Source organism: uncultured Negativibacillus sp. (assembly GCF_944388365.1).
In the GTDB taxonomy this organism is placed as follows: Bacteria; Bacillota; Clostridia; order Oscillospirales; family Ruminococcaceae; genus Negativibacillus.
On the sequence record NZ_CALXIN010000007.1, the window covers coordinates 1 to 24,572 of the forward strand.

At 47.8% G+C, this 24,572-nt stretch carries 41 protein-coding genes; 37 read left to right on the forward strand and 4 right to left on the reverse strand.

Annotated features, from left to right (window positions below):
* Positions 1-70 precede the first annotated feature (70 nt).
* From Q0L39_RS01975 to Q0L39_RS01995, 5 genes are all read left to right on the forward strand, one after another.
* Complete coding sequence (locus Q0L39_RS01975) at positions 71-286, forward strand: hypothetical protein (protein ID WP_296626662.1); 216 nt, start codon at positions 71-73, stop codon at positions 284-286.
* A gap of 19 nt (positions 287-305) precedes the next feature.
* Complete coding sequence (locus Q0L39_RS01980; RefSeq protein WP_296626663.1) at positions 306-1,115, forward strand: hypothetical protein; 810 nt, start codon at positions 306-308, stop codon at positions 1,113-1,115.
* A gap of 135 nt (positions 1,116-1,250) precedes the next feature.
* Positions 1,251-1,568, forward strand: a complete 318-nt coding sequence (locus Q0L39_RS01985) for a PadR family transcriptional regulator (protein WP_296626664.1) — start codon at positions 1,251-1,253, stop codon at positions 1,566-1,568.
* Positions 1,565-2,104, forward strand: a complete 540-nt coding sequence (locus Q0L39_RS01990; RefSeq protein ID WP_296626665.1) for a DUF1700 domain-containing protein — start codon at positions 1,565-1,567, stop codon at positions 2,102-2,104. Before Q0L39_RS01985 ends, Q0L39_RS01990 begins: the two co-directional genes overlap by 4 nt.
* Before the next feature lie 15 nt (positions 2,105-2,119).
* Positions 2,120-3,025: a DUF4097 family beta strand repeat-containing protein gene (locus tag Q0L39_RS01995; protein ID WP_296626666.1), complete on the forward strand. Its 906-nt coding sequence runs from the start codon at positions 2,120-2,122 to the stop codon at positions 3,023-3,025.
* A 49-nt stretch (positions 3,026-3,074) separates the two neighbouring features.
* On the opposite strand, the gene Q0L39_RS02000 is transcribed toward Q0L39_RS01995, so the two are convergent.
* The gene (locus Q0L39_RS02000) at positions 3,075-3,659 is read right to left on the reverse strand and encodes a HutD family protein (RefSeq protein ID WP_296626667.1); all 585 of its coding nucleotides are present in this window, start codon (positions 3,657-3,659) and stop codon (positions 3,075-3,077) included.
* Between the two features lie 33 nt (positions 3,660-3,692).
* A complete protein-coding gene (locus tag Q0L39_RS02005; RefSeq protein ID WP_296626668.1) occupies positions 3,693-5,033 on the reverse strand; it encodes a hypothetical protein in 1,341 nt (446 codons plus the stop codon).
* Between the two features lie 780 nt (positions 5,034-5,813).
* Between Q0L39_RS02005 and rpsJ the strand changes: the two genes are divergently transcribed.
* The 32 genes from rpsJ (at position 5,814) to rplQ (ending at position 21,539) form a co-directional block, all read left to right on the forward strand.
* Positions 5,814-6,125: a 30S ribosomal protein S10 gene (gene rpsJ, locus Q0L39_RS02010; protein ID WP_296626669.1), complete on the forward strand. Its 312-nt coding sequence runs from the start codon at positions 5,814-5,816 to the stop codon at positions 6,123-6,125.
* Positions 6,126-6,263: 138 nt separating this feature from the next.
* Positions 6,264-6,899, forward strand: a complete 636-nt coding sequence (gene rplC / locus Q0L39_RS02015; RefSeq protein WP_296626670.1) for a 50S ribosomal protein L3 — start codon at positions 6,264-6,266, stop codon at positions 6,897-6,899.
* Between the two features lie 17 nt (positions 6,900-6,916).
* Positions 6,917-7,540: a 50S ribosomal protein L4 gene (rplD, locus tag Q0L39_RS02020; RefSeq protein ID WP_296626671.1), complete on the forward strand. Its 624-nt coding sequence runs from the start codon at positions 6,917-6,919 to the stop codon at positions 7,538-7,540.
* On the forward strand, positions 7,540-7,833 hold the full coding sequence (gene rplW / locus Q0L39_RS02025; RefSeq protein WP_296626672.1) for a 50S ribosomal protein L23: 294 nt from the start codon (positions 7,540-7,542) through the stop codon (positions 7,831-7,833). Before rplD ends, rplW begins: the two co-directional genes overlap by 1 nt.
* A gap of 76 nt (positions 7,834-7,909) precedes the next feature.
* The gene (gene rplB, locus Q0L39_RS02030) at positions 7,910-8,743 is read left to right on the forward strand and encodes a 50S ribosomal protein L2 (protein ID WP_296626673.1); all 834 of its coding nucleotides are present in this window, start codon (positions 7,910-7,912) and stop codon (positions 8,741-8,743) included.
* A 24-nt stretch (positions 8,744-8,767) separates the two neighbouring features.
* Positions 8,768-9,040 (forward strand): 30S ribosomal protein S19, encoded by a 273-nt coding sequence (gene rpsS, locus Q0L39_RS02035; protein ID WP_022132072.1) that lies wholly within the window; start codon positions 8,768-8,770, stop codon positions 9,038-9,040.
* 25 nt (positions 9,041-9,065) lie between these two features.
* The gene (gene rplV, locus Q0L39_RS02040) at positions 9,066-9,401 is read left to right on the forward strand and encodes a 50S ribosomal protein L22 (RefSeq protein ID WP_296626674.1); all 336 of its coding nucleotides are present in this window, start codon (positions 9,066-9,068) and stop codon (positions 9,399-9,401) included.
* A gap of 19 nt (positions 9,402-9,420) precedes the next feature.
* The gene (gene rpsC / locus Q0L39_RS02045; RefSeq protein ID WP_296626675.1) at positions 9,421-10,107 is read left to right on the forward strand and encodes a 30S ribosomal protein S3; all 687 of its coding nucleotides are present in this window, start codon (positions 9,421-9,423) and stop codon (positions 10,105-10,107) included.
* Entirely contained in the window at positions 10,107-10,535 is a 429-nt protein-coding gene (gene rplP / locus Q0L39_RS02050; protein WP_296626676.1) for a 50S ribosomal protein L16, read from the forward strand. The genes rpsC and rplP overlap by 1 nt, the downstream gene beginning before the upstream one ends.
* Positions 10,535-10,735 (forward strand): 50S ribosomal protein L29, encoded by a 201-nt coding sequence (gene rpmC, locus Q0L39_RS02055; RefSeq protein WP_296626677.1) that lies wholly within the window; start codon positions 10,535-10,537, stop codon positions 10,733-10,735. Before rplP ends, rpmC begins: the two co-directional genes overlap by 1 nt.
* Positions 10,736-10,756: 21 nt before the next feature.
* Positions 10,757-11,014, forward strand: coding sequence for a 30S ribosomal protein S17 (gene rpsQ, locus Q0L39_RS02060; RefSeq protein WP_296626678.1), 258 nt, complete (start codon positions 10,757-10,759; stop codon positions 11,012-11,014).
* Positions 11,015-11,086: 72 nt separating this feature from the next.
* The gene (rplN, locus tag Q0L39_RS02065; protein WP_022116016.1) at positions 11,087-11,455 is read left to right on the forward strand and encodes a 50S ribosomal protein L14; all 369 of its coding nucleotides are present in this window, start codon (positions 11,087-11,089) and stop codon (positions 11,453-11,455) included.
* A 15-nt stretch (positions 11,456-11,470) separates the two neighbouring features.
* Positions 11,471-11,785: a 50S ribosomal protein L24 gene (rplX, locus tag Q0L39_RS02070; RefSeq protein WP_296626679.1), complete on the forward strand. Its 315-nt coding sequence runs from the start codon at positions 11,471-11,473 to the stop codon at positions 11,783-11,785.
* A 15-nt stretch (positions 11,786-11,800) separates the two neighbouring features.
* Positions 11,801-12,340 carry a 50S ribosomal protein L5 gene (gene rplE, locus Q0L39_RS02075; RefSeq protein WP_296626680.1) on the forward strand — a complete coding sequence of 180 codons (540 nt, stop codon included), beginning with the start codon at positions 11,801-11,803 and terminating at the stop codon, positions 12,338-12,340.
* Positions 12,341-12,355: 15 nt separating this feature from the next.
* Complete coding sequence (locus Q0L39_RS02080; RefSeq protein ID WP_076917539.1) at positions 12,356-12,541, forward strand: type Z 30S ribosomal protein S14; 186 nt, start codon at positions 12,356-12,358, stop codon at positions 12,539-12,541.
* A gap of 24 nt (positions 12,542-12,565) precedes the next feature.
* A complete protein-coding gene (rpsH, locus tag Q0L39_RS02085; RefSeq protein ID WP_022132080.1) occupies positions 12,566-12,964 on the forward strand; it encodes a 30S ribosomal protein S8 in 399 nt (132 codons plus the stop codon).
* A gap of 14 nt (positions 12,965-12,978) precedes the next feature.
* Complete coding sequence (gene rplF, locus Q0L39_RS02090; protein ID WP_296626681.1) at positions 12,979-13,521, forward strand: 50S ribosomal protein L6; 543 nt, start codon at positions 12,979-12,981, stop codon at positions 13,519-13,521.
* 19 nt (positions 13,522-13,540) lie between these two features.
* Complete coding sequence (gene rplR, locus Q0L39_RS02095) at positions 13,541-13,900, forward strand: 50S ribosomal protein L18 (protein ID WP_296626682.1); 360 nt, start codon at positions 13,541-13,543, stop codon at positions 13,898-13,900.
* 15 nt (positions 13,901-13,915) lie between these two features.
* The gene (gene rpsE / locus Q0L39_RS02100) at positions 13,916-14,416 is read left to right on the forward strand and encodes a 30S ribosomal protein S5 (RefSeq protein WP_296626683.1); all 501 of its coding nucleotides are present in this window, start codon (positions 13,916-13,918) and stop codon (positions 14,414-14,416) included.
* A 14-nt stretch (positions 14,417-14,430) separates the two neighbouring features.
* On the forward strand, positions 14,431-14,610 hold the full coding sequence (gene rpmD / locus Q0L39_RS02105) for a 50S ribosomal protein L30 (protein WP_296626684.1): 180 nt from the start codon (positions 14,431-14,433) through the stop codon (positions 14,608-14,610).
* Positions 14,611-14,632: 22 nt separating this feature from the next.
* Positions 14,633-15,073 (forward strand): 50S ribosomal protein L15, encoded by a 441-nt coding sequence (rplO, locus tag Q0L39_RS02110; RefSeq protein WP_296626685.1) that lies wholly within the window; start codon positions 14,633-14,635, stop codon positions 15,071-15,073.
* 1 nt (position 15,074) lies between these two features.
* Positions 15,075-16,394: a preprotein translocase subunit SecY gene (gene secY, locus Q0L39_RS02115; RefSeq protein WP_296626686.1), complete on the forward strand. Its 1,320-nt coding sequence runs from the start codon at positions 15,075-15,077 to the stop codon at positions 16,392-16,394.
* Between the two features lie 27 nt (positions 16,395-16,421).
* Positions 16,422-17,072 carry an adenylate kinase gene (locus tag Q0L39_RS02120; RefSeq protein WP_296626687.1) on the forward strand — a complete coding sequence of 217 codons (651 nt, stop codon included), beginning with the start codon at positions 16,422-16,424 and terminating at the stop codon, positions 17,070-17,072.
* 5 nt (positions 17,073-17,077) lie between these two features.
* Positions 17,078-17,818, forward strand: a complete 741-nt coding sequence (map, locus tag Q0L39_RS02125) for a type I methionyl aminopeptidase (RefSeq protein WP_296626688.1) — start codon at positions 17,078-17,080, stop codon at positions 17,816-17,818.
* A gap of 8 nt (positions 17,819-17,826) precedes the next feature.
* Complete coding sequence (locus tag Q0L39_RS02130) at positions 17,827-18,078, forward strand: KOW domain-containing RNA-binding protein (RefSeq protein WP_296626689.1); 252 nt, start codon at positions 17,827-17,829, stop codon at positions 18,076-18,078.
* Between the two features lie 24 nt (positions 18,079-18,102).
* The gene (gene infA, locus Q0L39_RS02135; protein WP_022116029.1) at positions 18,103-18,321 is read left to right on the forward strand and encodes a translation initiation factor IF-1; all 219 of its coding nucleotides are present in this window, start codon (positions 18,103-18,105) and stop codon (positions 18,319-18,321) included.
* Between the two features lie 71 nt (positions 18,322-18,392).
* On the forward strand, positions 18,393-18,506 hold the full coding sequence (rpmJ, locus tag Q0L39_RS02140; protein WP_022116030.1) for a 50S ribosomal protein L36: 114 nt from the start codon (positions 18,393-18,395) through the stop codon (positions 18,504-18,506).
* A gap of 62 nt (positions 18,507-18,568) precedes the next feature.
* Positions 18,569-18,937, forward strand: coding sequence for a 30S ribosomal protein S13 (rpsM, locus tag Q0L39_RS02145; protein ID WP_022132089.1), 369 nt, complete (start codon positions 18,569-18,571; stop codon positions 18,935-18,937).
* Positions 18,938-18,955: 18 nt separating this feature from the next.
* On the forward strand, positions 18,956-19,360 hold the full coding sequence (rpsK, locus tag Q0L39_RS02150; RefSeq protein ID WP_296626690.1) for a 30S ribosomal protein S11: 405 nt from the start codon (positions 18,956-18,958) through the stop codon (positions 19,358-19,360).
* Between the two features lie 23 nt (positions 19,361-19,383).
* Positions 19,384-20,010, forward strand: coding sequence for a 30S ribosomal protein S4 (gene rpsD, locus Q0L39_RS02155; RefSeq protein WP_296626691.1), 627 nt, complete (start codon positions 19,384-19,386; stop codon positions 20,008-20,010).
* Positions 20,011-20,156: 146 nt separating this feature from the next.
* Positions 20,157-21,155: a DNA-directed RNA polymerase subunit alpha gene (locus Q0L39_RS02160; RefSeq protein WP_296626692.1), complete on the forward strand. Its 999-nt coding sequence runs from the start codon at positions 20,157-20,159 to the stop codon at positions 21,153-21,155.
* Between the two features lie 42 nt (positions 21,156-21,197).
* Complete coding sequence (gene rplQ / locus Q0L39_RS02165) at positions 21,198-21,539, forward strand: 50S ribosomal protein L17 (RefSeq protein WP_022132093.1); 342 nt, start codon at positions 21,198-21,200, stop codon at positions 21,537-21,539.
* Between the two features lie 355 nt (positions 21,540-21,894).
* On the opposite strand, the gene Q0L39_RS02170 is transcribed toward rplQ, so the two are convergent.
* Entirely contained in the window at positions 21,895-22,698 is an 804-nt protein-coding gene (locus Q0L39_RS02170) for a nitroreductase family protein (RefSeq protein ID WP_296626693.1), read from the reverse strand.
* A 148-nt stretch (positions 22,699-22,846) separates the two neighbouring features.
* On the reverse strand, positions 22,847-24,025 hold the full coding sequence (locus Q0L39_RS02175) for a cation:proton antiporter (RefSeq protein WP_296626694.1): 1,179 nt from the start codon (positions 24,023-24,025) through the stop codon (positions 22,847-22,849).
* Between the last annotated feature and the right edge of the window lie 547 nt (positions 24,026-24,572).

The following is a 24,572-nucleotide window of genomic DNA, read 5'->3' on the forward strand; positions in this document are numbered from 1 at the left end:
TGCCGTATAACCAATTTTCGAGGAAAGGAGAATGAATAAAACCACCCCTTTCGAGATGGTTTTATTATACGTGAGTTTATGTTACCTGCCAGGCATCTTTCATGCAGTGGTGCTGTTTTTGCTGGCGGCAGCAATTTGTCTGCTGGTGAAGATGCCACTGGTACAAGGAGCGGCAATTTTGTTTGCAATCATCGGAAGTGCTGCGGGTGGAGTGCTTACCCGCGTAGGAATCCGTTATTTCGATCTGAAAAAGAGAATGACAGTTCAGATTCCAACGCTTCGATGAACAGAAAGGAAGGATTTTGATGGCAGCATTTGTGATCTTATTGGTTTTGTTGGTAATAACAGCCTTTGTTTTTACGGGAATCATTGCGCTTTGGGTTTATCGTGATGCTAAAGAACGGGGAGATCGGGGATGGATGTGGGTATCCATCATCCTTCTGTCCTCTCCTATTCTGGGCGGATTGTTATATCTGATTGCACGCAGAGAGGAGCGTTATCCCTGTCGTTTTTGTGGGTGGATGATCAACAAAACAGCCAACTACTGTGAACACTGTGGGAAACAATTTCCCGTCTGTGAGCCAGGCAGCGGTTATTTGGAGGACCTTCCGCTCAACGAAAGAAAGAACGACAGCAAACGAAGGAACAGAAATCGTCGTTTTTTAATGGCGATGATCCTCAGTGCGGTTATGATGGCGGCAAGTTTGGTTGGGTTAATTGTCGTAGCGGTCAATAGCGGAGATGCAGACATCGGAATTGATTGGAACACAGGATGGGTTATGATGAAAACAGAGAGTACCTGGGACAATGTGTGGACCTTTCGCTATAACAAGGCAAGTGAAGGTTACCACGTCGACTCCCGACTGAAGGTGGAAAACCCGCAGACGCAACAGCTGGCAGTTGATCTCAGCTTTGGTGAAGGTCAGGAAATGCTGATGAAAATCAGCCAGCAGCGAGAAGATGGACAGACCATAGAACAGGAGGTTTATCTGGACAGCAGCAGTCAAACCAGATATTTTGATCTCGATCAGTTTAAAGATGGTAAAATCAAGATTTCTATTTATAACAATGGAGTTTCCGATGTGAGCGGAAAGGTGACCGTATTAGATAAATAAAGTAGGAAAGATGAAAAAGAAGAAAGCGTCGTGATTTTTCTGACGCTTTCTTCTTTTTTGAATTATACTATATTGACAATCTATATTATATAAAATATAATATAGACAAATCAATAATATAAAGGAGGGGAGGAAATGGGATTTCAGTTAGGCTCTGTGTTGCTGGACGCCTGCGTGCTGGCGGTTGTCATGAAGGAAGATACCTATGGTTACAAGCTGACACAGGAGGTTAAGCAGATTATGGATGTATCTGAATCCACCTTGTATCCGGTGCTGCGCAGGCTGCAGAAGGATGGGTTTTTGACCACCTATGACCAGCCCTTTCAGGGACGCAATCGAAGATACTATTCGGTGACTCCCCAGGGAAGAGAACAGTTTTTGCAGTTCTATGAGCAATGGAAGCATTTCCGAGAGAAGATTGATGATATCATGGATGGAGGGATCAACGGATGAGCAAAGAGGAATATATCAGCGAACTGCGGGCACGAATTGCCCATCTGCCGCGCGAAGAGAGAGAAGCGGCAATGAGCTATTATGTGGAATATCTGGAGGATGCGGGCGACAAGAGCATGGAGGAAATCATCGCAGAGCTGGGAACTCCACAGCAGGTAGCGGAGCGAATTATCGCTGACTATGTGCAGAGCAGCCATGGCAGCGGAGAAGGACAGGTATCCAAAGGATGTCTGGTGGGCTTGGTGGCGGTGCTGTCCAGTCCGTTGTGGTTTCCGCTGTTGATTGCAGCGGGAGCGGTTGTTTTTGCTCTGTTGCTGACCGTTCTGGTCTTATTGATCGTATTCGGAGTTGTCGGTATCTTTCTGGTGGGACTTGGTATTTGGGCGATCTTTCTGCATGCAGCCACAGGACTGAATATGATCGGCGGAGGATTGATTCTGCTGGCACTGATGATGTTGATGGTATCGCTGTTTGCAGCGATGGGAAGCGGTGCTCGGACACTGTGGAACATCCTGCGCCGTCGCCGCAGTGTATAGAAAGGAGGAAGCATCATGAAAAGCTGGATGAAAGGAATGCTGGCTGCTTCAGGAGCTTTGCTGATGATGGGCGTTGCTTTGACTGTGACCGGTCAGCTGATGGGCGCCAAAAGTCTGGAATACCACAACGGAGAGTGGCATCTGAACGACAACAAGAACGCCTCTTTGTTCTTGGAATGGAATGACGAACAGGCTCCTCGATCCAAGACGGAAAAGGAATTTTCGTTGGAAGGGGAGACGATTGAGTCCATTAAAACAGAGGATGATGTTACAGCAAATCTGGTGATCCGACAGGGCAATGCGTGGGAAATCTCTTATGATCTGGATTATCCTGAGCAGTTTTCCTATCAGCTAAAGGGAAAGGAACTAAAGATTGACTATCAGCAGCCGTCCAATTCGTCGCTGGATGGAGCGGAGGAACAGGTGATTACCATCACAGTTCCAAAGGATGCTCAGCTCAAGGAAATCGACGTTGCTTTGTCCGTGGGAAATATAGAGATGGATGATCTTATCTGTCAAAAGGTGGAGGCAGAGTGTTCTTTGGGAAACAACACCGTCAACAATCTCCAGGCAGAAGAAATAGAACTGAGCAACAGTCTGGGAAACATTACCACCCAAAACCTGACAGTGGAGAAGGAAGCAAAGTTCAGCGCATCGACCGGAAATATTGATGCAGACGGAACCTTCCATGGAAATGTGGAGGTGTCGGTGGATTTGGGAAATGCCCGACTGATCGTGCGCGGAGCTTCACGGAACGACTACGAACTGGAAGCCAGCAGCGACATGGGAAATTTGGTGATTGACGGCGACAAAATGGACGGAGAGATGATGGGCGCCGATTTCCAGCTGGAAAATGGCCAGAATCGCAAGATTCAGATAGACAGCAGCGTGGGCGACGTAGAAATCACATTTGAACAGTAAAAAAACGAGGATGCTTTTTAGGAAAGCATCCTCGTTTTGATGTATCGGGTTATTGTGGCGGAAGTGTGATCCGCACGCAGATCAAACGGCAGAGAGAGGTATCGAAGTTTTCCAGTGTCAGGATTCCCTCGCCGGAGATGACTGCCAGCGAACCGGTGGTCACCGACAGGGACTGTCCTTCGCCAAAGCATTGGCAGCTTCCCTCGGCAGCATAAAGCAGCAGCAGGCTGGCAGTGTTGCAGAAGGTATGGCTGCGGGAAGGCGAGAGGTCGACCACAGACAGACTGCCGTCGGTACCATGCTGGAGCATGAGGTTAAAGTCGGTGGCCTGTCCATCGCTGGAAGTGTTCCAGCCGCCGTCGAAGGTGTCCTGCTGATAGGGGAGAAGATGACATTCTCCATGTTCTCCATAGTGCAGCTGGAGCTGGCCTTTCAGCACCATGATGATCCGCTTGATATTTGGCAGCAAGGTAAAATCCGAGTGCTCACACTCGACGGTGGCACTGCTGACGCGGAACAGAAAGTCCCGCTTTCCATAGTCGGCAGTGGTTGGGTAGATATACAGCTGTGTGGTTTTACCGCCGGACCAGCGTGAAACAGAAAAATCCTTTGGAGAAATCAAAGCAAGTTCCAAAACAAATCACCCTTTCGTTTGATGTGCAGCACTTTATGCAGCCTGGATACAGCTGTTCAGACAGCCACTGAGCAGAGAATAGTCCTCCTGCGGGAGAACGTACTGTGTGGAACCAATACTGAAGGTCATATAGCTTTCTGGAATGCCTGGCAGATAGCCGCTGCTCATCACATTGAGGACAACCTCCTCGCCCTCGGTATAGCCGAAAGTGAGGGTCAACGTGCGGGAGCCACTGGCTGCCAACACCTGAGTGGAGGCAGATCCCTGCACCTCCTGGGCCTCTCCCAGCAGATCCAGCAGATATTCCAGCGCGGTGGTGCCTTCATATTCCTTTTGCAGATCAATCTGTCGCTGTGCTCCATCGGAGGAGAAGAGGAGGCGTTCCGGCGCTTCCAGCTGCGGAGATGTATCCTCGACCGGAAGATCGACCGATACGACCTGGTCACAGCTGTCGTTTAGGACACCGATCTGTCGGATACCATCCAAGGTCAGCTGGGTATCGCTGACCTTCTGGAAGGTGTAGCGGTAGACCGGTTCGCCAGCCAGCTCATCCTGATAGTTTTCAGCGGTCAGTTCGACACTGCTGCCGTCGGCGCGCAGATAGGTCAGCGGCTTTTCCGGATCGCTTCCCTCGGTGAGCAGAAGATCGACGGTGACGGTATCCTCGCCATCGGTATGGTCGACCAACATTGGCCAGATATTGGAGTCGGTCTTTTCTCCTTTATGGGCGAACACGCCTTCGCGTGCATAGTAGTAATAGTTGGGACAGAGATCCTGGAAGGAAAGCAGACGGCCGTCGCCAAACAAGCGGGCATAGACCGCGGTGACATCCTCCTGGTAGTAAAACTCGCGGAGGTCACGTCCTTCCTCCAGTTCGTTTTGCAGCAGATGGACTAGCGCATGGTTGGGATACTGTGAACTGATGGCGGTGAGGTTGCCGTCCTCGTCAAGCTCAAATTCGACCGATAATTCAATGGCCGGCGTATGCTCCAGCGCGATGCGCAGCAAAGCATTGGTGGGAGCATGTTCGATGCCATCGAAGGTTGTGGGCACTGTGAGATCAGCCGTTACATTTTGGACCTGTTCGATGAGCATATAGGCGGTATCATCCATCTCCATCAGATATTGGGAAGGGAGGGATTCCAAATCCCAGTCCTGCCAGTGGGAGACAAACACACCCTCGCTTTCCAGCTCGGTAGGGATCAGCGAGGTATCGACAGTATTCTCTTGGTCATTTTTGGTGGAAGAACCGATGGTGACAGATGGTGTTTCAGCAGAGGATGATTCATCGGAAGAGCCGATGGTCAGTTGGCTGCATCCGCTCATCATCATCGACAAAGCAATGAGCGCAGCAGCAAAGCGTAGTTTTTTCATTTTCCAAACTCCTCTTTTATCAATGGAGACCCGATGTAAAAAAATAGGGGGTTCTGTTATCCTTTATCTTATCATTATTCGCAGATTCGTACAAGGCGAAAGCTGTAAATATTCGGCATGTGTCATGATTTTATCTGCTCTTTTTGCCGAAGATAGAAAGAAAAGAGTGGTTTTTGCAGCTTTTTGCTGCTATAATTATATAGGAAGATATTTGAATAAATCCGCTCAGAAAAAGCCATACTGTTGCTGGCAGAAAGGTGTATCTGGCGCTTGTTTTTTCTTGCTCAGGAGGTCTTTGTAAAAAGTGCACAGAAATGCGCCGCTTCATTCTTTAAAATGAACGAAATGTTAGAATCGAAGAATTCTGTAAAAAGATTGAAAAAACCTCTTGAAATTTGGGTACTTGTGTTGTATTATAATTAAGCGTGACTGCACAAGATATGCGTTGAAGCGGGAGGTTGCTATCCATAGAGATAGGGAATTTCCGCCGAGTATGTCCGATTTTAAACCGGGCGGCTTTATAACACGGAAGTGATTCCGATCGTGACGATGGTGTCAAAACCATGACTGTCTAAAGTCCCGGGTAAAGCTGCGTAATGCAGTTTGCCCGATTTTTTATTTGGAAAGTCAGGAAACACGCGGGAGCGTGTTCAACACGATTGAGAGAACAACAGGTGTTGGCAAGGGGGTTTTTCACCGAACCTTGTGGAAGGTCAGTGAGAAACGAAACTGCCGAAAGACGTCGTCCCACTCAAGAAAAAGCTTTAAGGAGGCGATGATGTGGCAGTCAAAGAAAAAATCAGAATCAGACTGAAGGGTTTCGATTATCAGTTGGTAGACTCTTCCGCAGCAAAAATCGTTGAGGTAGTAACAAGAACAGGTGCCAGAGTTTCCGGTCCTATTCCGCTCCCAACCGAGAAAGAAATCGTCACAATTCTGCGTGCTGTTCATAAGGACAAAGATTCCCGTGAGCAGTTTGAGATGAGAACCCACAAAAGACTCATTGACGTACTGAGACCTACACAGAAAACAGTAGAGGCTCTCAAGGGTCTTGAGCTCCCTGCAGGCGTAGAAATCGAAGTAAAACTTTAATCAAAAGTTTTCCACTGAAATTTAGGAAAACCGAAAATCCAGGTTTTCCGGCGACTTTGTGAAAGCAAAGAACGCTTGTCTGCAAAGGTAATGTTGACGGCAAAGCCGCCAACCAATAACCAATAGGAGGTATATACAATGCAAAAATGCATCGTAGGCAAAAAGCTGGGTATGACACAGCTTTTTGACGAGAATGGAAAATTCATTCCCGTAACAGTAATTGAAGCTGGTCCTTGTGTCGTCGTTCAGAAAAAGACAATCGAAAACGACGGTTACGAAGCCGTGCAGATCGGTTTTGGCGAGGTCACAAGCAAACACGTAAACAAACCTCTTCAGGGCCACTTCGCTAAGAGCGACGTTGCTATGAAGAAAGTGCTCAAAGAGTTCAGACTCGATGACTGCGCTGCACTGAATGTCGGCGACCTCATCAAAGCTGACGTCTTTGCAAACGGCGACAAAGTAGACGTTTGCGGCATTTCTAAAGGTAAAGGTTACGCCGGCACAATTAAACGTTACGGCAACCACAGACTCAAAGAGACCCACGGTAGCGGTCCTGTTGCAAGACATGCAGGTTCCAATGGTGCTTGTTCCGATCCATCCCGCGTATTCAAGGGCAAACGCCTGCCAGGTCACATGGGTGCTGAAAAGGTTACAGTTCAGAACCTCGAAATCGTTAAAGTTGACGTTGAGAACAATCTTATCGCAATCAAGGGTGCTATTCCAGGCGCTAAAAACGGCGTTGTATACATCACTGACAGCGTTAAGATGGCTTAAGGAAAGGAGGAAACACGATGCCACAGGTTACTGTATTTGATATGACCGGCAAGAGCGTTGGCGAAATGACCCTCTCCGATGCCATCTTCGGAATCGAACCAAACACATCTGTTATGCACGCTGCAGTAGTTAACTACCTTGCAAATCAGCGTCAGGGCACCCAGTCCACTCTGACCCGTTCTGAGGTTTCCGGCGGCGGCCGCAAACCATGGAAACAGAAGGGCACTGGCCGTGCAAGACAGGGTTCCACAAGAGCTCCACAGTGGACACACGGCGGTATCGCTCTCGGTCCGAAGCCAAGAGATTACAGCTACGTGCTGCCAAAGAAAGTTAAGAGACTTGCTCTGAAATCCGCATTCTCCGCAAAAGTTGCTGACAACAGCCTGATCGTTGTTGATAACATTGCAGTAGAGGATTACAAAACCAAGACTGTTGCACAGATGCTTTCCAATCTGGGCGCAGATAAAAAAGCACTGATCGTTATGCCAGAAGTTGATGCAAAACTCATCAAGAGCGCTGCAAACATCCCAGGTGTAAAAACTGCTCTGGTAAACACCATCAATGTATATGACATTCTTAACTGCGACAAATTCATCGTTGCTAAGAGCGCACTCGAAAAGATTGAGGAGGTGTACGCATAATGAAAACTGCACACGATATTATCCTGAAGCCGGTTATCACCGAGGCTAGCATGCAGGGCATCGCAGAGAAAAAGTACACCTTCAAGGTTGCAAAAGATGCAAACAAGATCGAAATCGCAAAAGCAGTTGCAGAACTGTTTGGCGTAAAAGTTGCCAAGGTTAACACCATGAACGTTAACGGCAGATACAGACGCCAGGGCGCAAGCGCAGGTTACACCGCTGACTGGAAGAAAGCAATCGTAACCCTGACCGAAGACTCCAAGACCATCGAGTTCTTCGATTCTATGATGTAATCGCCCGAAGGAACAAGTTCCTTCCAAGTATGGGATCTGACTCAGTCCCGCAAAAATTCATGAGGAGAGTGAAACCATGGCTATTAAAAAATATAAGCCAACGACAGCTGCAAGACGTCAGATGACTACAACTGACTATTCTGAACTGTCCAAGGTTGCTCCTGAAAGAAGCCTTCTGGCTCCACTGAAAAAAAATTCAGGACGTAACAGCTACGGTAGAATCACTGTTCGCCATCGTGGTGGCGGTAACAGAAGAAAATACCGTATCATCGACTTCAAACGTAATAAAGTAGATATGCCTGCAACCGTACTCACCCTGGAGTACGATCCAAACCGTTCCGCTCACATCGCTCTGGTTCAGTACGAGGACGGCGAGAAGAGATACATCCTCGCTCCTAACGGCCTGAAAGTTGGCGACGTAATCGAGTCCGGTGCACATGCAGACATCAAGACCGGCAACGCACTGCCTCTGGCAAACATTCCGGTTGGTACCTTCATCCACAACGTTGAGCTCTACCCAGGCAAAGGCGCACAGCTTGCTCGTGCAGCTGGTATCATGGCTCAGCTGATGGCTAAAGAAGGCAACCTCGCTCTGATCAGACTTCCATCCGGTGAGCTGAGAAACGTTCCAGTAAACTGCATGGCAACTGTTGGTCAGGTAGGTAACATCGATCACGAAAACGTATCTATCGGTAAAGCTGGCCGTAAACGCCACATGGGTTGGAGACCTACCGTTCGCGGTTCCGTTATGAACCCATGCGACCATCCACACGGTGGTGGTGAAGGTAAATCCCCAGTTGGCCGTCCAGGCCCTGTTACTCCTTGGGGCAAACCTGCTCTTGGCTATAAGACCAGAAAGAAGAGCAACCGCTCCGACAAGTACATTGTCAAACGCCGCAACGACAAGTAATGCAGGCTGAAAGGAGACGCACTAATGGGTAGAAGTATTAAAAAGGGACCTTTTGTACAGCCTGTACTGCTCAAAAGGGTAAAGGAAATGAACGCTGCTGGTGAAAAGAGAGTGCTCAAAACCTGGAGCCGTTCGTCCACTATTTTCCCTGATTTCGTTGGACACACATTTGCAGTTCATGACGGTCGCAAACATGTTCCGGTTTATGTAACCGAGGATATGGTTGGACACAAGCTGGGAGAATTCGCTCCTACAAGAACCTATAGAGGCCACGCTGGCGCTAAAAAGACTAAGTAAGCAAAGGCCGAGAGGAGGAAAACAAATGGAAGCAAGGGCTTACCTGAAATATGCCCGTATTGCACCACGTAAAGTGCAGATCGTGCTTGATCTGATCAGAAACAAGCCGACAAAATTGGCTTTGGCTATTCTGAAGCACACTCCAAAGGCCGCATGCGAGCCAGTTGAGAAGCTTCTGAAATCTGCAATCGCAAACGCTGAGCACAACCATGACATGGATGTCAACAACCTCTATGTTGCAGAGTGCTACGTTGGCGAAGGCCCGATCCTGAAGAGAGTTAGACCAAGAGCACAGGGCAGAGCATTTAGAGTATTCAAGAGAACTTCGAACATCACGATCGTTCTCAAAGAGAAGGAATAGCCAAAGGAGGAGGTAAACTATGGGACAAAAGGTTAATCCACACGGCCTTCGTGTCGGTGTCATCAAAGATTGGGATTCCCGCTGGTTTGCTAAGGACGACGCTTTTGGCGATATCCTGGTTGAGGACTACAAACTGCGTAAGTTCCTGAAAAACAGCCTGCAGCTGGCAGGCGTACCACGCATCGAGATCGAGCGTGACGCAACCAAAGTAAGAATCCACATCCACTGTGCAAAACCAGGTATGGTTATCGGTAAAGGCGGAGCTGAGATCGAAAAGCTGCGCGCACAGTGCGAAAAGATCATCAACAAAGATAAAGAGGTACCTGTTAAGGTATTTGTTAACATTGTTGAAGTTAAACAGCCAGATAAAGACGCACAGCTGGTTGCTGAGAACATCGCTTCTCAGTTGGAGAGACGTATCTCTTTCCGTCGTGCAATGAAACAGTGCATCGGCCGTACCATGAAGCTGGGTGCACAGGGTATCAAAGTTCAGGTTTCCGGCCGTCTGGGCGGAGCTGAAATCGCTAGAAGCGAGCATTACCATGAAGGAACCATTCCGCTGCAGACACTGCGTGCTGACATCGACTATGGTTTCGCAGAAGCAAACACCACTTACGGCAAAATCGGCGTTAAAGTCTGGATTTACGCTGGAGAAGTTCTCCAGGCAGTAAAAAGACAGCCTCGTAAGGAAGGAGGCAAAAACTAATGCTTCTCCCGAAAAGAGTTAAATACCGCAGACAGCACAGAGGCCGCATGAAAGGTGCTGCTCACAAGGGTAACTATGTTTCCTACGGTGATTTCGGCCTGCAGGCTCTGGAGCCATCCTGGATCACTTCCAACCAGATCGAGGCAGCTCGTATCGCAATGACCCGTTACATCAAACGTGGCGGTCAGGTTTGGATCAAGATCTTCCCACATAAACCAATCACAGAAAAACCTGCTGAAACTCGAATGGGTTCCGGTAAAGGTAGCCCAGAATACTGGGTTGCAGTTGTTAAGCCAGGCACAGTAATGTTTGAGATCGGAGGCGTATCCGAAGAGCTCGCTCGTGAAGCTATGCGTTTGGCAATGTACAAACTGCCAGTTAAGTGCAAATTCATCAAGAGAGAAGAAGCAAAGGAGTGTGAAAAGTAATGAAAGCTGTTGAGATCAGAAAAATGTCTGAAGAAGCTCTTTCTGCAAAGCTCGTAGATCTGAAAGCTGAGCTTTTCCACCTTCGCTTCCAGCACGCAATTAACCAGCTTGAGAATCCGAAGAGAATTAAGGCAGTCAAAAAAGACATTGCCAGAATTTCCACGATTATCAAGGAAAATGCAATGAAGAACGTGCAGTAATTCTTGGAAGGAGGACGCAAGGTGGACGAAAGAAACCTTAGAAAAACAAGGGTCGGCACCGTTGTCAGCAACAAGATGGACAAAACAGTCGTTGTTGCAATCAAAGATAACGTTAAACACCCTCTTTACAACAAGATCATGAAACGTACCATTACATTCAAAGCACATGACGAAGAAAACGCATGCGGCATTGGCGACAAGGTACAGGTTATGGAGACACGCCCTCTGTCCAAAGACAAACATTGGAGAGTTGTCGAAATAATCGAGAAAGCAAAATAGTCTAGAGACTGTCTTGCAAGTGTTATCTGATAGAATATTTGATTCAGTACAACCGAAAGGAGGGGACGCACTGTGATACAGATGCAGACCTATCTGAAAGTTGCCGACAATACCGGAGCTAAAGAACTCATGTGCATCCGCGTTCTGGGTGGTTCCAGACGTAGATATGCAAACATCGGCGATGTCGTTGTTGCTTCCGTTAAAAAAGCTGCTCCAGGCGGTATGGTTAAAAAAGGCGACGTTGTTAAAGCAGTTATCGTTCGTTCCGTGAAAGGTGTAAGACGTGAAGACGGCACTTACATCCGCTTTGACGAGAACGCAGCTGTTATTGTTAAAGAAGATAAAAATCCAAGGGGCACACGTATTTTTGGCCCAGTGGCGAGAGAACTGAGAGATAAAGATTACCTCAAGATTCTCAGCCTCGCCCCAGAGGTTCTGTAGGAGGTGCTCAGAGAGATGAACGTACACGTTAAAACAGGTGATACCGTTGTTATCCTGTCCGGTAAAGACAAGGATAAAAAAGGTAAAGTTTTGGCGGTAAGCCCAAAAGAAGGTAAAGTCATCGTCGAAGGCTGCAACATGATCAAAAAGCATGTAAAACCTCGTCGTATGGGCGAGCAGGGCGGTATCGTTGACGCTGAAGGCGCAATGTATTCCTCCAAAGTAATGCTCGTTTGCCCGAAATGCGGCAAACCAACCAGAGTTGCTCACAAGATCCAGGCTGACGGTGCAAAGGCTCGCCTTTGCAAACATTGTGGCGAAACATTCTAATTAGGAGGAGAAAACATGGCAGAGCTTAAAGATACCTATGTTAAAGATATAGCCCCAGCTTTGTTCAAAAAGTTTGGCTATAAAAGCGTCATGCAGATTCCTAAGCTGGATAAGGTAGTCGTAAACGTTGGCTGTGGCGAGGCTAGAGACAACCATAAGATTATCGATGCAATCATGACAGACCTGGCTACCATCACTGGCCAGAAAGCTGTTCCTTGCGCAGCAAAGAAATCCGTTGCGAACTTCAAACTTCGTGAAGGCATGGTCATCGGCGCAAAAGTAACACTCAGAGGCGACATTATGTACGAGTTTGTTGACAGACTCTTCAACGTTGCTCTCCCTCGTGTAAGAGACTTCAGAGGAATCAATCCAAACGGTTTTGACGGCCGCGGCAACTACAGCCTGGGTCTGAAAGAACAGTTGATCTTCCCTGAGATCGAGTACGACAAAATCGATAAGGTTCGCGGTATGGACATTGCGTTCGTAACAACTGCGAAAACCGACGAGGAATCCCGTGAGCTGCTCAAGATGATGGGCGCTCCGTTCGCGAAGTAAGGAGGAAAAGGTTCAGTGGCTAAAACATCGAAAAAAGTAAGTCAGGCAAGAACACCTAAATTCTCTACTCGCGCGTATAATAGATGTAAAATCTGCGGCAGACCACACGCATATCTTCGCAAATTCGGCATTTGCAGAATTTGCTTCAGAGAGCTGGCATACAAAGGCCAGATCCCTGGCGTGAAAAAGGCGAGCTGGTAAGCACGAGCAAAGGAGGTTGACGTCATGCAAATTACAGATAAAATCGCTGATATGCTGACTCGTATCAGAAACGCAAACGCAGCGAAACATGACACGGTTGATGTACCATCTTCCAACATGAAAAAAGCAATTGCACAGATTCTCCTGGATGAAGGATACATCAAAAGCTTCCAGATTGTAGATGATGGTAAACAGGGTATCATTAGAATTACTCTTAAATACGGTCTGGGCAAAGAGCCTGTCATCACAGGCCTGCGTAGAGTATCCAAACCGGGACTGCGCATTTACACCAGCTGCAAGGAAATGCCTAAAGTTATGAATGGCATGGGTATCGCAATCATGTCCACACCAAAGGGCATCATGACCGACAGACAGGCTCGCGTTGAGAATGTCGGCGGCGAAGTCCTTGCATTTGTTTGGTAAGGAGGTGCACAAGAATGTCTCGAATTGGTAGAAAACCAGTGGTAATTCCTGCAGGTGTTGAGGTAACCCTCGACGGACACACCCTGACTGTAAAAGGTCCAAAGGGCACCCTGACAAGAACATTCCACAACAGAATGAGCATCGCAGTTGAGAACAACGAAATCGTTGTTACAAGACCAAGCGACGATAAAGAAGACAAGAGCATCCACGGCCTTACAAGAACACTGATCCACAACATGGTAGAAGGTGTTACAAACGGCTTCAAGAAAGAGCTGGAAATCAACGGTGTTGGTTACAGAGCTTCCAAAGAAGGCAAAAACCTCGTTATGATTCTTGGTTACTCCCATAAAGTAATTATGCCGGAGATCGAAGGTATCAGCATTGAGGTTCCAGGTCCTAACAAGATCATCGTTAGCGGTCCGGACAAACAGGTCGTAGGTCAGTTTGCAGCTAAAGTTCGTGAAAAACGTAAACCAGAGCCATACAAGGGCAAAGGTATCAAATATGTTGACGAAGTTATCATCCGCAAGGAAGGTAAAGCTGGTAAAGGTAAATAATTAAAGGGAGTGAATCGAAATGGTGAAAAAGCTTGATAGCAATGCTGCTCGACTCAAGAGACACAAAAGAGTCAGAGCAAAAATCAGTGGCACACCTGAGCGTCCACGCCTCAACGTATTCCGCTCCGCAAAACATATCTATGCCCAGATTATTGACGATGTTAGTGGTACCACTCTGGTAAGCGCATCTTCGATGGATAAAGGTTTTGAAGGTTTTGGCGGTAACAAGGAAGCAGCTAGCAAAGTTGGCAAAAACATTGCAAGCAAAGCTCTCGAGAAGGGTATTTCCGAGGTTGTTTTTGACCGCAGCGGTTACATCTATCATGGCCGTGTAAAAGAGCTGGCTGAAGCAGCCCGTGAGGGCGGCCTCAAATTCTAACGAGGAGGGATACTTTTGACTCGCATTGACGCTTCTACACTCGAACTGAGTGAAAGAGTAGTAGCTATCAACCGTGTTGCTAAGACGGTTAAAGGCGGCCGTGTCATGAAGTTCGCAGCGCTGGTAGTTGTCGGCGACGGCAACGGCATCGTTGGCTTTGGCACAGGCAAGTCTGCAGAGGTACCGGACGCTATCAGAAAAGGTATCGAAGACGCAAAGAAAAACCTGATCAAGGTTGCGCTCAAAGGCACAACCATTCCGCATGAGGTTATCGGAGAGTTCGGCGCAGGCCGCGTTCTGATGAAACCAGCACCAGAAGGTACCGGCGTTATCGCTGGCGGTCCTGTTCGTGCTGTACTTGAGACTGTTGGTATCAAAGACATCCGTACAAAATGTCTGCGTTCCAACAACCCAACCAACGTAGTAAACGCAACCGTTCAGGGACTTGCTTCTCTGAGAAACGCAGAAGAGGTTGCTGCTATCCGCGGTAAAACAGTAAAAGAAATTCTTGGATAGGGGAGGAAGCAACCATGGCAAACCTGAAAATCAAACTGGTTCGTGGCTTCCAGGGCCGCAAGGATGACCAGATTGCTACCGCTCGTTCCCTTGGACTGAGAAAGATCGGTAACGAGGTTATCCAGCCAGATAATGCAGCTACCAAAGGCAAAATCAACAAGATTTCCCACCTGGTAGAGGTAACCGAAGCTTAACAAAGAGGAGGTGCAGCGAACAATGAAATTGCACGAACTTTCTCCGGCTCCCGGCTCTACCAAAAAAGCTTACCGTGTAGGCAGAGGTGCGGGTTCCGGTAATGGTAAAACAGCAGGTAAAGGACACAAGGGCCAGAAGGCTCGTTCCGGCGGCGGCGTAAGACCAGGCTTTGAAGGCGGTCAGATGCCACTCCAGAGACGTATTCCTAAGAGAGGCTTCAACAACATCTTCGCAAAACAGTTTGCTATCGTAAACGTAGGCGATCTGGAAAACTTCGAAAACGATACTGTCGTTACCGAAGAACTCCTCGTTGAGACCGGCCTGGTTAAAAAAGCACTTGACGGTGTCAAGGTATTGGGCAACGGCGAGCTGAGCAAGAAGCTCACAGTGAATGTAACAGCATTCTCCGCTTCTGCCAAAGAAAAGATTGAAAAGGCAGGCGGAAAGGCCGAGGTGATCTAGGATGCTTGAAACCCTCAAAAATGCCTGGAAACTGCCTGACTTAAGAAAAAGAATCTCCTTTACACTGTTGATTCTTCTGATCTTCCGGTTTGGTGCGGCTCTGCCGGTACCATTCCTGGATGCATCTGTTATGCAGGGCTTTGGTGATGGAAACCTGTTGGGATTTGTCAACCTGCTGACCGGTGGTGCGTTCCAGAACGCAACTCTGTTTGCACTGTCCATCTCCCCATACATCACCTCCAGCATCGTAATTCAGCTGCTGGCTGTTGCGATTCCGGCACTTGAGCAGCTCTCCAAAGAGGGCGCAGAGGGCCGAAAGAGACTGAATAAGATCACAAGATATGTAACGATTGCGCTGGCTTTGCTCCAGTCCTTTGGATACTACAACATCCTGGGCAGCAACGGTGCGATCATGGACGGCGGCAACGCCTTTGGCAATGCCATCATCTTTTTGACCATCATCTCCATGTTTACAGCAGGTTCGATGATCTGCGTATGGCTGGGTGAGCAGATTGATGATAAAGGAATCGGCAACGGTATTTCGATGATCCTGTTTGCAGGTATCGTTTCCCGCGGCGGTTCGGTCGTCGCAGTAATGTGGCAGTATCTGCTTCTCGGCTATGAATCCATCAAAGCTGGAAGCACCTTTGACGGTCTGCGTTACTTGATTGGTATTCCACTTCTGGTTGTCATTTTTGTAGTTCTGGTTGCATTCATCGTTCTGATGACCAAAGCAGAGCGCAGAATTCCGATTCAGTATGCAAAACGTGTTGTTGGCCGTAAAATGTACGGTGGCCAGTCCAGCTACATTCCGGTAAACGTAAACATGTCCGGCGTTATGCCAATCATCTTTGCAAGCTCCCTGATGGCAATCCCTGGTACGATTGCAGCGTTCATTCAGCCAGAGGAAGGTTCTTTCTGGGAGAGCTTCTTGAAGATCTTTAACTACAACAGTGGTTTTTACGCATTTTTGTATTTCATCCTGATCATTGCTTTTGCATATTTCTATGTTGCGATCCAGTACAACCCAGTTGAAATGGCGAACAACCTCAGAAAGAACAACGGCGCAATCCCAGGTATTCGTCCTGGTAAATCGACTTCAGACTTTATCGCACGAATCATTTCCAAAGTTACCCTGATGGGTGCTCTGTTCTGTGCGGTAGTTGCAATCCTTCCGATCGGTCTTGCAGCTCTGACCAACATTCAGGGCGTATCGCTCGGAGGTACCACCATCATCATTATCGTTGGTGTTGCACTGGATACAGTAAAACAGCTGGAATCCGAAATGATGATGCGTCACTATAAAGGTTTCCTGGAATAATTGTTTCCAGAAAGGAGATCTGTTTTTATGAACATTATACTTCTCGGAGCGCCAGGTGCCGGTAAAGGCACACAGGCAGAAAAAATCTGTGAGTATTGTCATATTCCTCAGATCAGCACCGGTAACATCATCCGTGCAGCGATGAAAAACGGAACAGAGGCCGGCAAAAAGGCACAGGAGTTTGTTCACGCAGGACAGCTGGTGCCAGACGCAGTAGTGATCGAAATGGTGAACGAACGTCTGAAACAGGATGATTGCAAAAACGGTTTTATTCTCGACGGTTTTCCAAGAACCGTGCCGCAGGCACAGGCGCTCAAGGAAATGGGAGTCGAGATTGATCATGTAATTGACATCGAAGTTCCTGATGAGACGATCATGCAGAGACTGACCGGCAGACGTGTGTGCAGCGAGTGCGGCGCAACCTATCACATGGTTTACAATCCACCAAAGGTGGAAGGTGTCTGTGATAAATGCGGCCACGAGCTGATCATCCGCAAGGATGACCATCCGGACACCGTCAAAGACAGACTGCAGGTTTACCACGAACAGACCGAACCACTCAAAGGCTTCTATGAAAAACTTGGTCTTTTGTATATGATCGAGGGCACCAAGCCAGTTGAGCAGGTAACCAAAGATACCCTCAATGCATTAGGAGTCAAGTCTGCTTTGGAGGGTTAAACCCAATGGTTGTACTCAAAACAAGCAAAGAATTATCCGATATGAAACTTTCCTGCAAGATCAGTGCTCAGGCTCTGAGGCTTGCGGGCGAGTTGATTAAACCGGGAGTGTCCACAGCTTATGTGGATCAGATGCTTCATGAGTTTATTGTTTCTCAGGGAGCGAAGCCAACCTTTCTGGGATACGGCGGTTTTCCGGCGTCATCCTGCATCTCGATAAACGACGAGGTAATCCACGGGATTCCTTCGGGCAGGATCATCCAGGAAGGCGATATTGTCAGCGTCGATGTCGGTGCTGCAATCAATGGCTATACCGGAGACAATGCGGCAACCTTTGCCGCAGGTACAGTTTCCGAAGAAGCACAGAAAATTATGGATGTGACAAAGGAGTGCCTGTACCGCGCCATCGAAGCCGCACAACCAGGAAACCGGCTGGGCGACATTGGATTCGCGGTAGAATCCTATGCCAAGAGCTTCGGCTTTGCAGTGGTTCGGGATTATGTGGGACACGGCGTCGGCAGAAAGCTGCATGAATCGCCGTCGATACCAAACTATGGCACACCAGGACGTGGACTGAAACTTCTGCCAGGCATGACGTTGGCTATTGAGCCGATGATCAATGCAAAGGGCAGCGCGGTTGTGGTTAAAAAAGATGGAACAGTGTTGACACGAAGCGGCAGCCTTTCGGCGCACTTTGAACACACCATTGCAATCACCGCTTCCGGACCGGTCATCATGACCGAATAGGAGGAACGATGATACAAAAGGGTTCCATTGTCCGGCCGATTGCCGGAAAAGACCAGGACCGATTTTTTGTGGTCATCCAAACCGAAGGGGAATGGGCTTATCTTTCCGACGGCAGAAAGCGAACGCTTTCCCACCTGAAGAAGAAAAAGCACCGGCACCTGGAGGTGACCGGCCAGGAATTGGATCTGTCTGCGGTCACTACAAACAAACAACTCAGAAAAGCTTTGACCAGTTTAGGATTTTGCCGGATCGTCCGGTAAAATATTCAGAAGGAGGTTTTTTACTTGTCCAAGGAAGACGTAATCGAAATTGAAGGCAAAGTATTGGAAGCTTTGCCAAACGCTCAATTTAAAGTTGAGTTGCCAAATGGCCACGTGATTCTGGCACACATTTCCGGCAAACTGAGAATGAACTTCATCAGAATTCTGCCAGGAGACAAGGTTACCGTGGAGATGTCTCCATACGACCTGCAGAAAGGCCGTATCACCTGGCGTTCCAAATAAATCCAAGTAAAAGTAAGGGTAGAAGCACTTTTGAAGAACAAAAGAGCTTCATGACAAGGAGGTAGTTTCAAATGAAAGTAAGACCTTCCGTTAAACCCATGTGCGAAAAATGCAAAATCATCAAACGCAAAGGACGCATTATGGTAATTTGCAGCAACCCGAAGCATAAACAGCGTCAGGGCTAATCAAAAAGAATTTTAGCTCTTTGGGATATGCAAGACCTATATAATGGAGGTGCAACAAAAGTATGGCTCGTATAGCTGGTGTAGACCTGCCTCGCGAGAAGCGGATCGAAATTGGACTTACCTATATCTATGGTATCGGCAGAAAGTCCGCAAACGACATCCTGGCAGCAACAGGCGTTAACCCTGATATCAGAGTTAAGGACATGGACGAGGATGACGTTACAAAGCTGAGAGATTACATTGATAAACATTTTGTTGTTGAGGGTGACCTTCGTCGTGACGTTGCACTCGACATCAAGAGATTGATCGAAATTGGATGCTACAGAGGCGTTCGTCATAGAAAAGGTCTGCCTGTAAGAGGACAGAGAACCAAGACCAACGCTCGTACAAGAAAAGGTCCAAAGAAGACAATCGCTAACAAGAAGAAATAAGGGGAGGGATATTGAGAAATGGCTAAAGCTAACAATGCAAAAAAAGCTGCCACACCAAGACGTCGTGAGCGTAAGAATATTGAACGCGGTGCTGCTCATATCCAGTCTACTTTTAACAATACCATTGTTACTATCACAGACACACAGGGCAACGCAATCTCCTGGGCAAGCGCAGGCGGTCTGGGCTTCAGAGGTTCCAGAAAATCCACCCCGTTTGCTGCACAGACAGCCGCTGAAACAGCTGCAAAAGCTGCTATGATTCACGGACTCAAATCTGTTGAAGTATTCGTTAAAGGACCAGGTTCCGGACGTGAGGCTGCGATCCGTGCACTGCAGGCAGCAGGTCTTGAAGTTAACATGATCAAAGATGTTACTCCAATTCCGCACAACGGTTGCCGTCCACCTAAGAGAAGACGCGTGTAATCTGATTAGGGAGGTACAAGAATATGGCAAGATATACAGGTGCGGTCTGCAAACTCTGCCGTCGTGAAGGACAGAAACTGTTCCTGAAAGGTGAGAGATGCTATTCTGACAAATGCGCTCTGTCCCGCAGAAGCTATGCTCCGGGCCAGCACGGTCAGAACCGCAAGAAAGTTTCCGAGTACGGAGTTCAGCTCCGCGCAAAACAGAAAACAAGACGTTTCTACGGTGTTCTTGAAGGTCAGTTTGCTAAATACTTCGAGATGGCTGAAAAACAGCAGGGCGTAGCTGGTGAAAACCTGCTCAGAATCCTGGAAAGCCGTCTGGACAACGTTGTATACAGAGCAGGCCTTGCATCTTCCAGAGCTGAAGCAAGACAGCTGGTTCGTCACGGTCACTTCACCGTTAACGGCCACAAAGCAAACATTCCTTCCATCCTGCTGAAAGCTGGCGACGTTGTTGCTCTGACCGAAGGCAGCAAAGCTTCTGACAAATTCAAAGCCATCATGGAAGTCAATGGTTCCCGTCCGGTTCCACAGTGGCTGGATATGGATAAAGACAACAGCGTGGTTAAAATTGTTAACCTTCCAAATCGCGAAGATATCGATCTCGATGTTGAAGAACATCTCATCGTTGAGTTGTACTCCAAATAATAGGTGCATCCTCTGTTTTTCAAACAGTGTGTCCTATTCTGGCGGTGTGTTTACAAACTGCCGGCAGACAGGGAGAACGATTTTATATCAGCATGGGAACGCGAAAAGAACGGCAGCTTAATGCTTGCCATTGAAGGAGGGTTATAATGGTAAAGATAATTGAACCAAAGATTGAGACCGCAGAACTTAAATCTGATGGAACATACGGCAGATTTGTGGTAGAACCGCTTGACAGAGGTTTTGGTACAACTTTAGGCAACAGCCTGAGACGTGTGTTGCTCTCCTCGCTTCCTGGTGTTGCAGTAACATCAATTAAAATTGATGGTGTGCAACACGAATTCTCAACTATTGAGGGCGTAAAAGAGGACGTCACCGAGATTGTCCTCAACATCAAAGGTTTAACTGCAAAACTTTACTGTGAGGGACCGAAGCTCGTCTACATCAATGCAGAGGGCGAAGGAGAAGTCACTGCAGGATCGATTCAGTGCGACTCTGATGTCGAGATCCTGGACCCAAGCATGCACATTGCAACACTGGGACCAAACGCAGTTCTTCGCATGGAAATTGTTCTGGACAAGGGTCAGGGTTATGTCTCTGCCGAAAAGAACAAACAGATTGCAAAGGACAAGAACAGTGACAAGTCGATGCAGGACAAAACCCAGCTCGACAAAATGTCCCTGAACAAGATCTACATCGACAGCATTTACACTCCAGTTTTGAAGGTAAACTACACTGTCGAGAACACACGTGTTGAGCAGATTACCGACTATGATAAACTGACGCTGGAAGTTTGGACAGACGGCACTATCTCTGCAAAAGAAGCTGTCAGCCTTTCGGCTAAGATCCTCAATAGACAACTCAATCACTTCGTCGATCTTTCCGAAGAAGTGAGCAACACGGAAATCATGGACACCCAGGAAGATACCGGCAAGGAAAAAGTCCTGGAAATGACCATCGAGGAACTCGACCTCTCCGTGCGTGCGTTTAACTGCCTCAAACGTGCAGGCGTAAACACTGTAAGCGATTTGATCAACAAATCACAGGATGAAATGATGAAGGTCAGAAACCTGGGTAAAAAGTCTCTGGAAGAAGTTCTTGCGAAACTCGATTCCCTTGGATTCAGCCTTACCAAAAACGACGAATAGTTGAGATACATTCCATAATCCATTAAAAAGGAGTGAATTTGGATGCCAGGCACCAGAAAACTCGGCAGAGCCACTGCTAGCAGAACGGCTATGCTCAGAGCGATGGTAACTTTCCTGCTGGAAAACGGCAAGATTGAGACCACAGTTACAAGAGCAAAAGAAGTCAAGGCAATGACTGAAAAGATCATCACTAAGGCAAAACAGAACGATCTGCATTCCAAGCGTCAGGTTTATTCTTACGTTACAAAGGAAACCGTCGCAAAGAAAGTCTTTGATGATATTGCTCCAAAATATGCAGAGAGAAACGGCGGTTACTGCCGTATCATCAAGATCGGTCCTCGCCGCGGTGACGCAGCTGAGATGGCAATCATCGAACTGATCTAAGTTCCTTTTAACCTTATTAAAAAGGTTATCACCGGATATATCGATATAACCGGTCCAGGAAAGAAGGGCAATTCTTTCCTGGATAAAGGGGTCTTGCCTGACGGCTGTCTGCATTGGACGCCTGAATTGAACCCCTTGACAACAGTCATTCATCTGTGCTATCATGTACAGGTAACAATACACCGCTCTTTTCGGGAAGAATCAGTTGTGATCAGACCGATTCGCGAGTGGACGCACTCACCTGGTAAAGGGTGGTGGGGAAAAGACCTTCGGGACGCCGAAGGTCTTTTCTTTTTGTATCACAAAAATCCCAGCACAAAACTGTGCTGGGATTTTTTACTTAGTTTAGGATGTTTTATTTTTGAGGTATCTTTGGATTGAGCAGACGTCCATCCCACTGCTTCATAGCGACACGGGTGGAGCGGGCCATCTCCTTGCTGAACACAGCGCCGGTTTTGCGCGCATAAAATGCCTGAGCAAAATTGTCGGCACCGTAGGGATTGTCCGGCTGGAAGGTGGCTGCTTGTTCGGCGTACATGGCGCGGTATTCCTCGTCGGTGAGGTGTTTGTATTTCTCGTCGAAGACGATGTACTGCCGGTCAAAACGTTTTCTGGGCTTGCGCAGGTGGTTTTCACGGTAGTATCCCAGACAGAGCATGCCGATTGGGAAAGCCCAATCCGGCAGGTCGAACAGTTCGCGGTGAACCTCGTAATTTTCGATGATATCCCCAATATAACAGGAGCCTATGCCCAGCGACTCGGCAGCGATGACAGCATTTTGCGCAGCAATCATTGTGTCCTCAATGGCCAGCAGCAGATCGGACTCCTGTGGAGCTTCAAACGAAAGTCCTTTGCGGTCGCAGTATTCTCCGACGCCCTCCAGACGATAATAGTCAAACCAACGCTGGTGGTCTGCAAGAAAAACAAGGATGACAGGAGCAGTGGCGATAAAAGCCTGATGATCACAGGTCTGGGAGAGAATCTTCTTGGTGTTCTCATCGCGTACAACAATAACCGAATAAAGCATCTGGTTGCCGGCGGTAGGAGCGCGCATCATCGCATGGAGGATGGTGTCCAGCACCTCCTGCGGGATAGGCCGATCATCATAAACGCGCAGCGATACGCGGTTGTTCATCAGTTCCAAAGTAGGATTGGTCATGGCAAAAGCCTCACTTTCGTAATGGAATACTTTCAGTATAGCTGTTTTATATCAGCGTTGTAAAGTGACATTCTCCACAAGGAAAGGTTGACTTTTTGCAGCAATCAAAAAGGAAGGCGTCCGGTATTTACCGGACGCCTTCCTTCGGTTATTTTTTGCTCATTACCAACGGTTGTGCAAGGTCGATCATCAATGCGCCCAACGGTGCTGTCAGCAGGATTGCTACGACCGCCACGCTGAGAACGATGTTGCCGCAGGCAAGACCTGCACTCAACGGCAGAGAGCCGATCGCGGCCTGTACGGTGGCTTTGGGAGTATAGGCAAGCATACAGAACAAACGTTCCCGTCCGGTAAAATGGGTGCCCAGCAGGGACAGAAAGACGCCGAACATGCGGAATACCAGCACGCCCAACAGCAGGACAATAGCTTTGACACCCACCTGTGCAGCATACTGAATGTCTACCGCTGCACCCACCAAAACAAAGAGGAGCAGCTCTGCAGCGACCCACAGCTTTGAATACTTGGAGGACAGTCGCACAGCGACTTCTCTGCGGCAGCGCTGCAGGCTGATTCCCATACTCATTACTGCCAGCAGGCCGGAAAAACCGATGATGCCGGTCATTTGATCCTCCAAAGTGACCAGCAGGAAGGAGATGCTCAGGATGATGACCACCTTGGCGCTGTCGCGGATATGGAAGCGCTTGAAGAAGTTTGCCAATGCAACGCCGCACAGAATACCGCCTGCCAGTCCCAGCACCATAGAGGTAGGAATGCGCAGCAGGTCGACGGCGGCAAAGCTGCCGCTCTGAACCAGTCCCAGCAGTGAGGTAAACAGGATGATGACATAGACATCATCCGCCGATGCTCCTGCCATGATGAGTTGTGGGATGCCCTGTGCAGTACCGCGGCCGTTTTCCATCATTTGCAGCATTTTAGGAACAACGACCGCCGGCGATACCGCAGCAACTACGGTTCCAAGGATGCCGGCTTCCAGTAAACTCAGTCCTAACAGCGGAGGCGCCAGCAGCAACATTCCGATAATTTCCATTGACGCAGGAAGAAAGCACATCAAAAAGGCAGGACGTCCTACCTTTTTCAGGTCCTCCAGATTGAGGTTGAGGCCGGCGCGGGTCAAGATAATGATGAGTGCGATTTTGCGCAGATCCGCAGAGATGGACAGGATGGAAGGGTCCAGCAGATTGAGCACCGAAGGACCCAGCAGAATACCGGTAATGAGCATTCCCAATAGCGGCGGCAGATGCAGCCGCTGGAAGATAGATCCCAGCAGCATGGCACACAGAAAGATAAGGGCAAGACTGAACAACATAAACATATCTCCTTTGTTTTTGATTTTCGCAGAGGAGGGCAAATAAAAAAGGCTGACCCTTCTGCGATGTGTCATCACAGAAGTCATCAGCCTGTCGATAATGTTTCAACATTTGGCGGTTTGAAAGTGGAAAAACCACCTTCACGGATGCTATCATACCACAGCTTTTAGTATTTTGCAAGAGCAATCACGACCCCAAATATAAAGTATACACTTTTATATTTCAAATAAAAGACCGATTTTTGAAAGTAATCCGGTGGTGAAAAGGTCAAAAACGATGAGTACAGCAGATAAACGGAGCGGTTTTACAGTAAAAAAGATATACTTTAAGGAAATTTATATAGGTTTTGCACGAAAAAATATACAGATATTTAAAATATATTACAAAAAACAGTGTAAAAACGGAAAAGATATAAAAAAATATAGCGGATACTTTGATTTTTGTGATAGAATAAAAATACTTAACAAAGAATGACTGCGTAAAGGATTCTGTTTCTATTTTCCGGCGGTCGAGCAAAAACAGTATCATAAGAGTGAAGGAGTGTTG

Bases quoted from the DNA above. Each gene is read 5' to 3' on its own strand.
- rplV (WP_296626674.1), top strand. From the start codon at position 9,066: ATGGAAGCAAGGGCTTACCTGAAATATGCCCGTATTGCACCACGTAAA.
- Q0L39_RS01985 (WP_296626664.1), top strand. From the start codon at position 1,251: ATGGGATTTCAGTTAGGCTCTGTGTTGCTGGACGCCTGCGTGCTGGCG.
- Q0L39_RS02160 (WP_296626692.1), top strand. From the start codon at position 20,157: ATGGTAAAGATAATTGAACCAAAGATTGAGACCGCAGAACTTAAATCT.
- rpsH (WP_022132080.1), top strand. From the start codon at position 12,566: ATGCAAATTACAGATAAAATCGCTGATATGCTGACTCGTATCAGAAAC.
- rpsC (WP_296626675.1), top strand. From the start codon at position 9,421: ATGGGACAAAAGGTTAATCCACACGGCCTTCGTGTCGGTGTCATCAAA.
- rplW (WP_296626672.1), top strand. From the start codon at position 7,540: ATGAAAACTGCACACGATATTATCCTGAAGCCGGTTATCACCGAGGCT.
- Q0L39_RS02130 (WP_296626689.1), top strand. From the start codon at position 17,827: ATGATACAAAAGGGTTCCATTGTCCGGCCGATTGCCGGAAAAGACCAG.
- rplQ (WP_022132093.1), top strand. From the start codon at position 21,198: ATGCCAGGCACCAGAAAACTCGGCAGAGCCACTGCTAGCAGAACGGCT.
- Q0L39_RS01980 (WP_296626663.1), top strand. From the start codon at position 306: ATGGCAGCATTTGTGATCTTATTGGTTTTGTTGGTAATAACAGCCTTT.
- secY (WP_296626686.1), top strand. From the start codon at position 15,075: ATGCTTGAAACCCTCAAAAATGCCTGGAAACTGCCTGACTTAAGAAAA.
- rplC (WP_296626670.1), top strand. From the start codon at position 6,264: ATGCAAAAATGCATCGTAGGCAAAAAGCTGGGTATGACACAGCTTTTT.
- rplB (WP_296626673.1), top strand. From the start codon at position 7,910: ATGGCTATTAAAAAATATAAGCCAACGACAGCTGCAAGACGTCAGATG.
- rpsM (WP_022132089.1), top strand. From the start codon at position 18,569: ATGGCTCGTATAGCTGGTGTAGACCTGCCTCGCGAGAAGCGGATCGAA.
- rpsD (WP_296626691.1), top strand. From the start codon at position 19,384: ATGGCAAGATATACAGGTGCGGTCTGCAAACTCTGCCGTCGTGAAGGA.
- rplP (WP_296626676.1), top strand. From the start codon at position 10,107: ATGCTTCTCCCGAAAAGAGTTAAATACCGCAGACAGCACAGAGGCCGC.
- Q0L39_RS02120 (WP_296626687.1), top strand. From the start codon at position 16,422: ATGAACATTATACTTCTCGGAGCGCCAGGTGCCGGTAAAGGCACACAG.
- rpsK (WP_296626690.1), top strand. From the start codon at position 18,956: ATGGCTAAAGCTAACAATGCAAAAAAAGCTGCCACACCAAGACGTCGT.
- rplR (WP_296626682.1), top strand. From the start codon at position 13,541: ATGGTGAAAAAGCTTGATAGCAATGCTGCTCGACTCAAGAGACACAAA.
- rplE (WP_296626680.1), top strand. From the start codon at position 11,801: ATGGCAGAGCTTAAAGATACCTATGTTAAAGATATAGCCCCAGCTTTG.
- Q0L39_RS02005 (WP_296626668.1), bottom strand. From the start codon at position 5,033: ATGAAAAAACTACGCTTTGCTGCTGCGCTCATTGCTTTGTCGATGATG.
- rplO (WP_296626685.1), top strand. From the start codon at position 14,633: ATGAAATTGCACGAACTTTCTCCGGCTCCCGGCTCTACCAAAAAAGCT.
- rplF (WP_296626681.1), top strand. From the start codon at position 12,979: ATGTCTCGAATTGGTAGAAAACCAGTGGTAATTCCTGCAGGTGTTGAG.
- map (WP_296626688.1), top strand. From the start codon at position 17,078: ATGGTTGTACTCAAAACAAGCAAAGAATTATCCGATATGAAACTTTCC.
- rpmC (WP_296626677.1), top strand. From the start codon at position 10,535: ATGAAAGCTGTTGAGATCAGAAAAATGTCTGAAGAAGCTCTTTCTGCA.
- Q0L39_RS02170 (WP_296626693.1), bottom strand. From the start codon at position 22,698: ATGACCAATCCTACTTTGGAACTGATGAACAACCGCGTATCGCTGCGC.
- rpmJ (WP_022116030.1), top strand. From the start codon at position 18,393: ATGAAAGTAAGACCTTCCGTTAAACCCATGTGCGAAAAATGCAAAATC.
- rplD (WP_296626671.1), top strand. From the start codon at position 6,917: ATGCCACAGGTTACTGTATTTGATATGACCGGCAAGAGCGTTGGCGAA.
- Q0L39_RS01990 (WP_296626665.1), top strand. From the start codon at position 1,565: ATGAGCAAAGAGGAATATATCAGCGAACTGCGGGCACGAATTGCCCAT.
- rpmD (WP_296626684.1), top strand. From the start codon at position 14,431: ATGGCAAACCTGAAAATCAAACTGGTTCGTGGCTTCCAGGGCCGCAAG.
- rplX (WP_296626679.1), top strand. From the start codon at position 11,471: ATGAACGTACACGTTAAAACAGGTGATACCGTTGTTATCCTGTCCGGT.
- Q0L39_RS01995 (WP_296626666.1), top strand. From the start codon at position 2,120: ATGAAAAGCTGGATGAAAGGAATGCTGGCTGCTTCAGGAGCTTTGCTG.
- rpsS (WP_022132072.1), top strand. From the start codon at position 8,768: ATGGGTAGAAGTATTAAAAAGGGACCTTTTGTACAGCCTGTACTGCTC.
- Q0L39_RS02175 (WP_296626694.1), bottom strand. From the start codon at position 24,025: ATGTTGTTCAGTCTTGCCCTTATCTTTCTGTGTGCCATGCTGCTGGGA.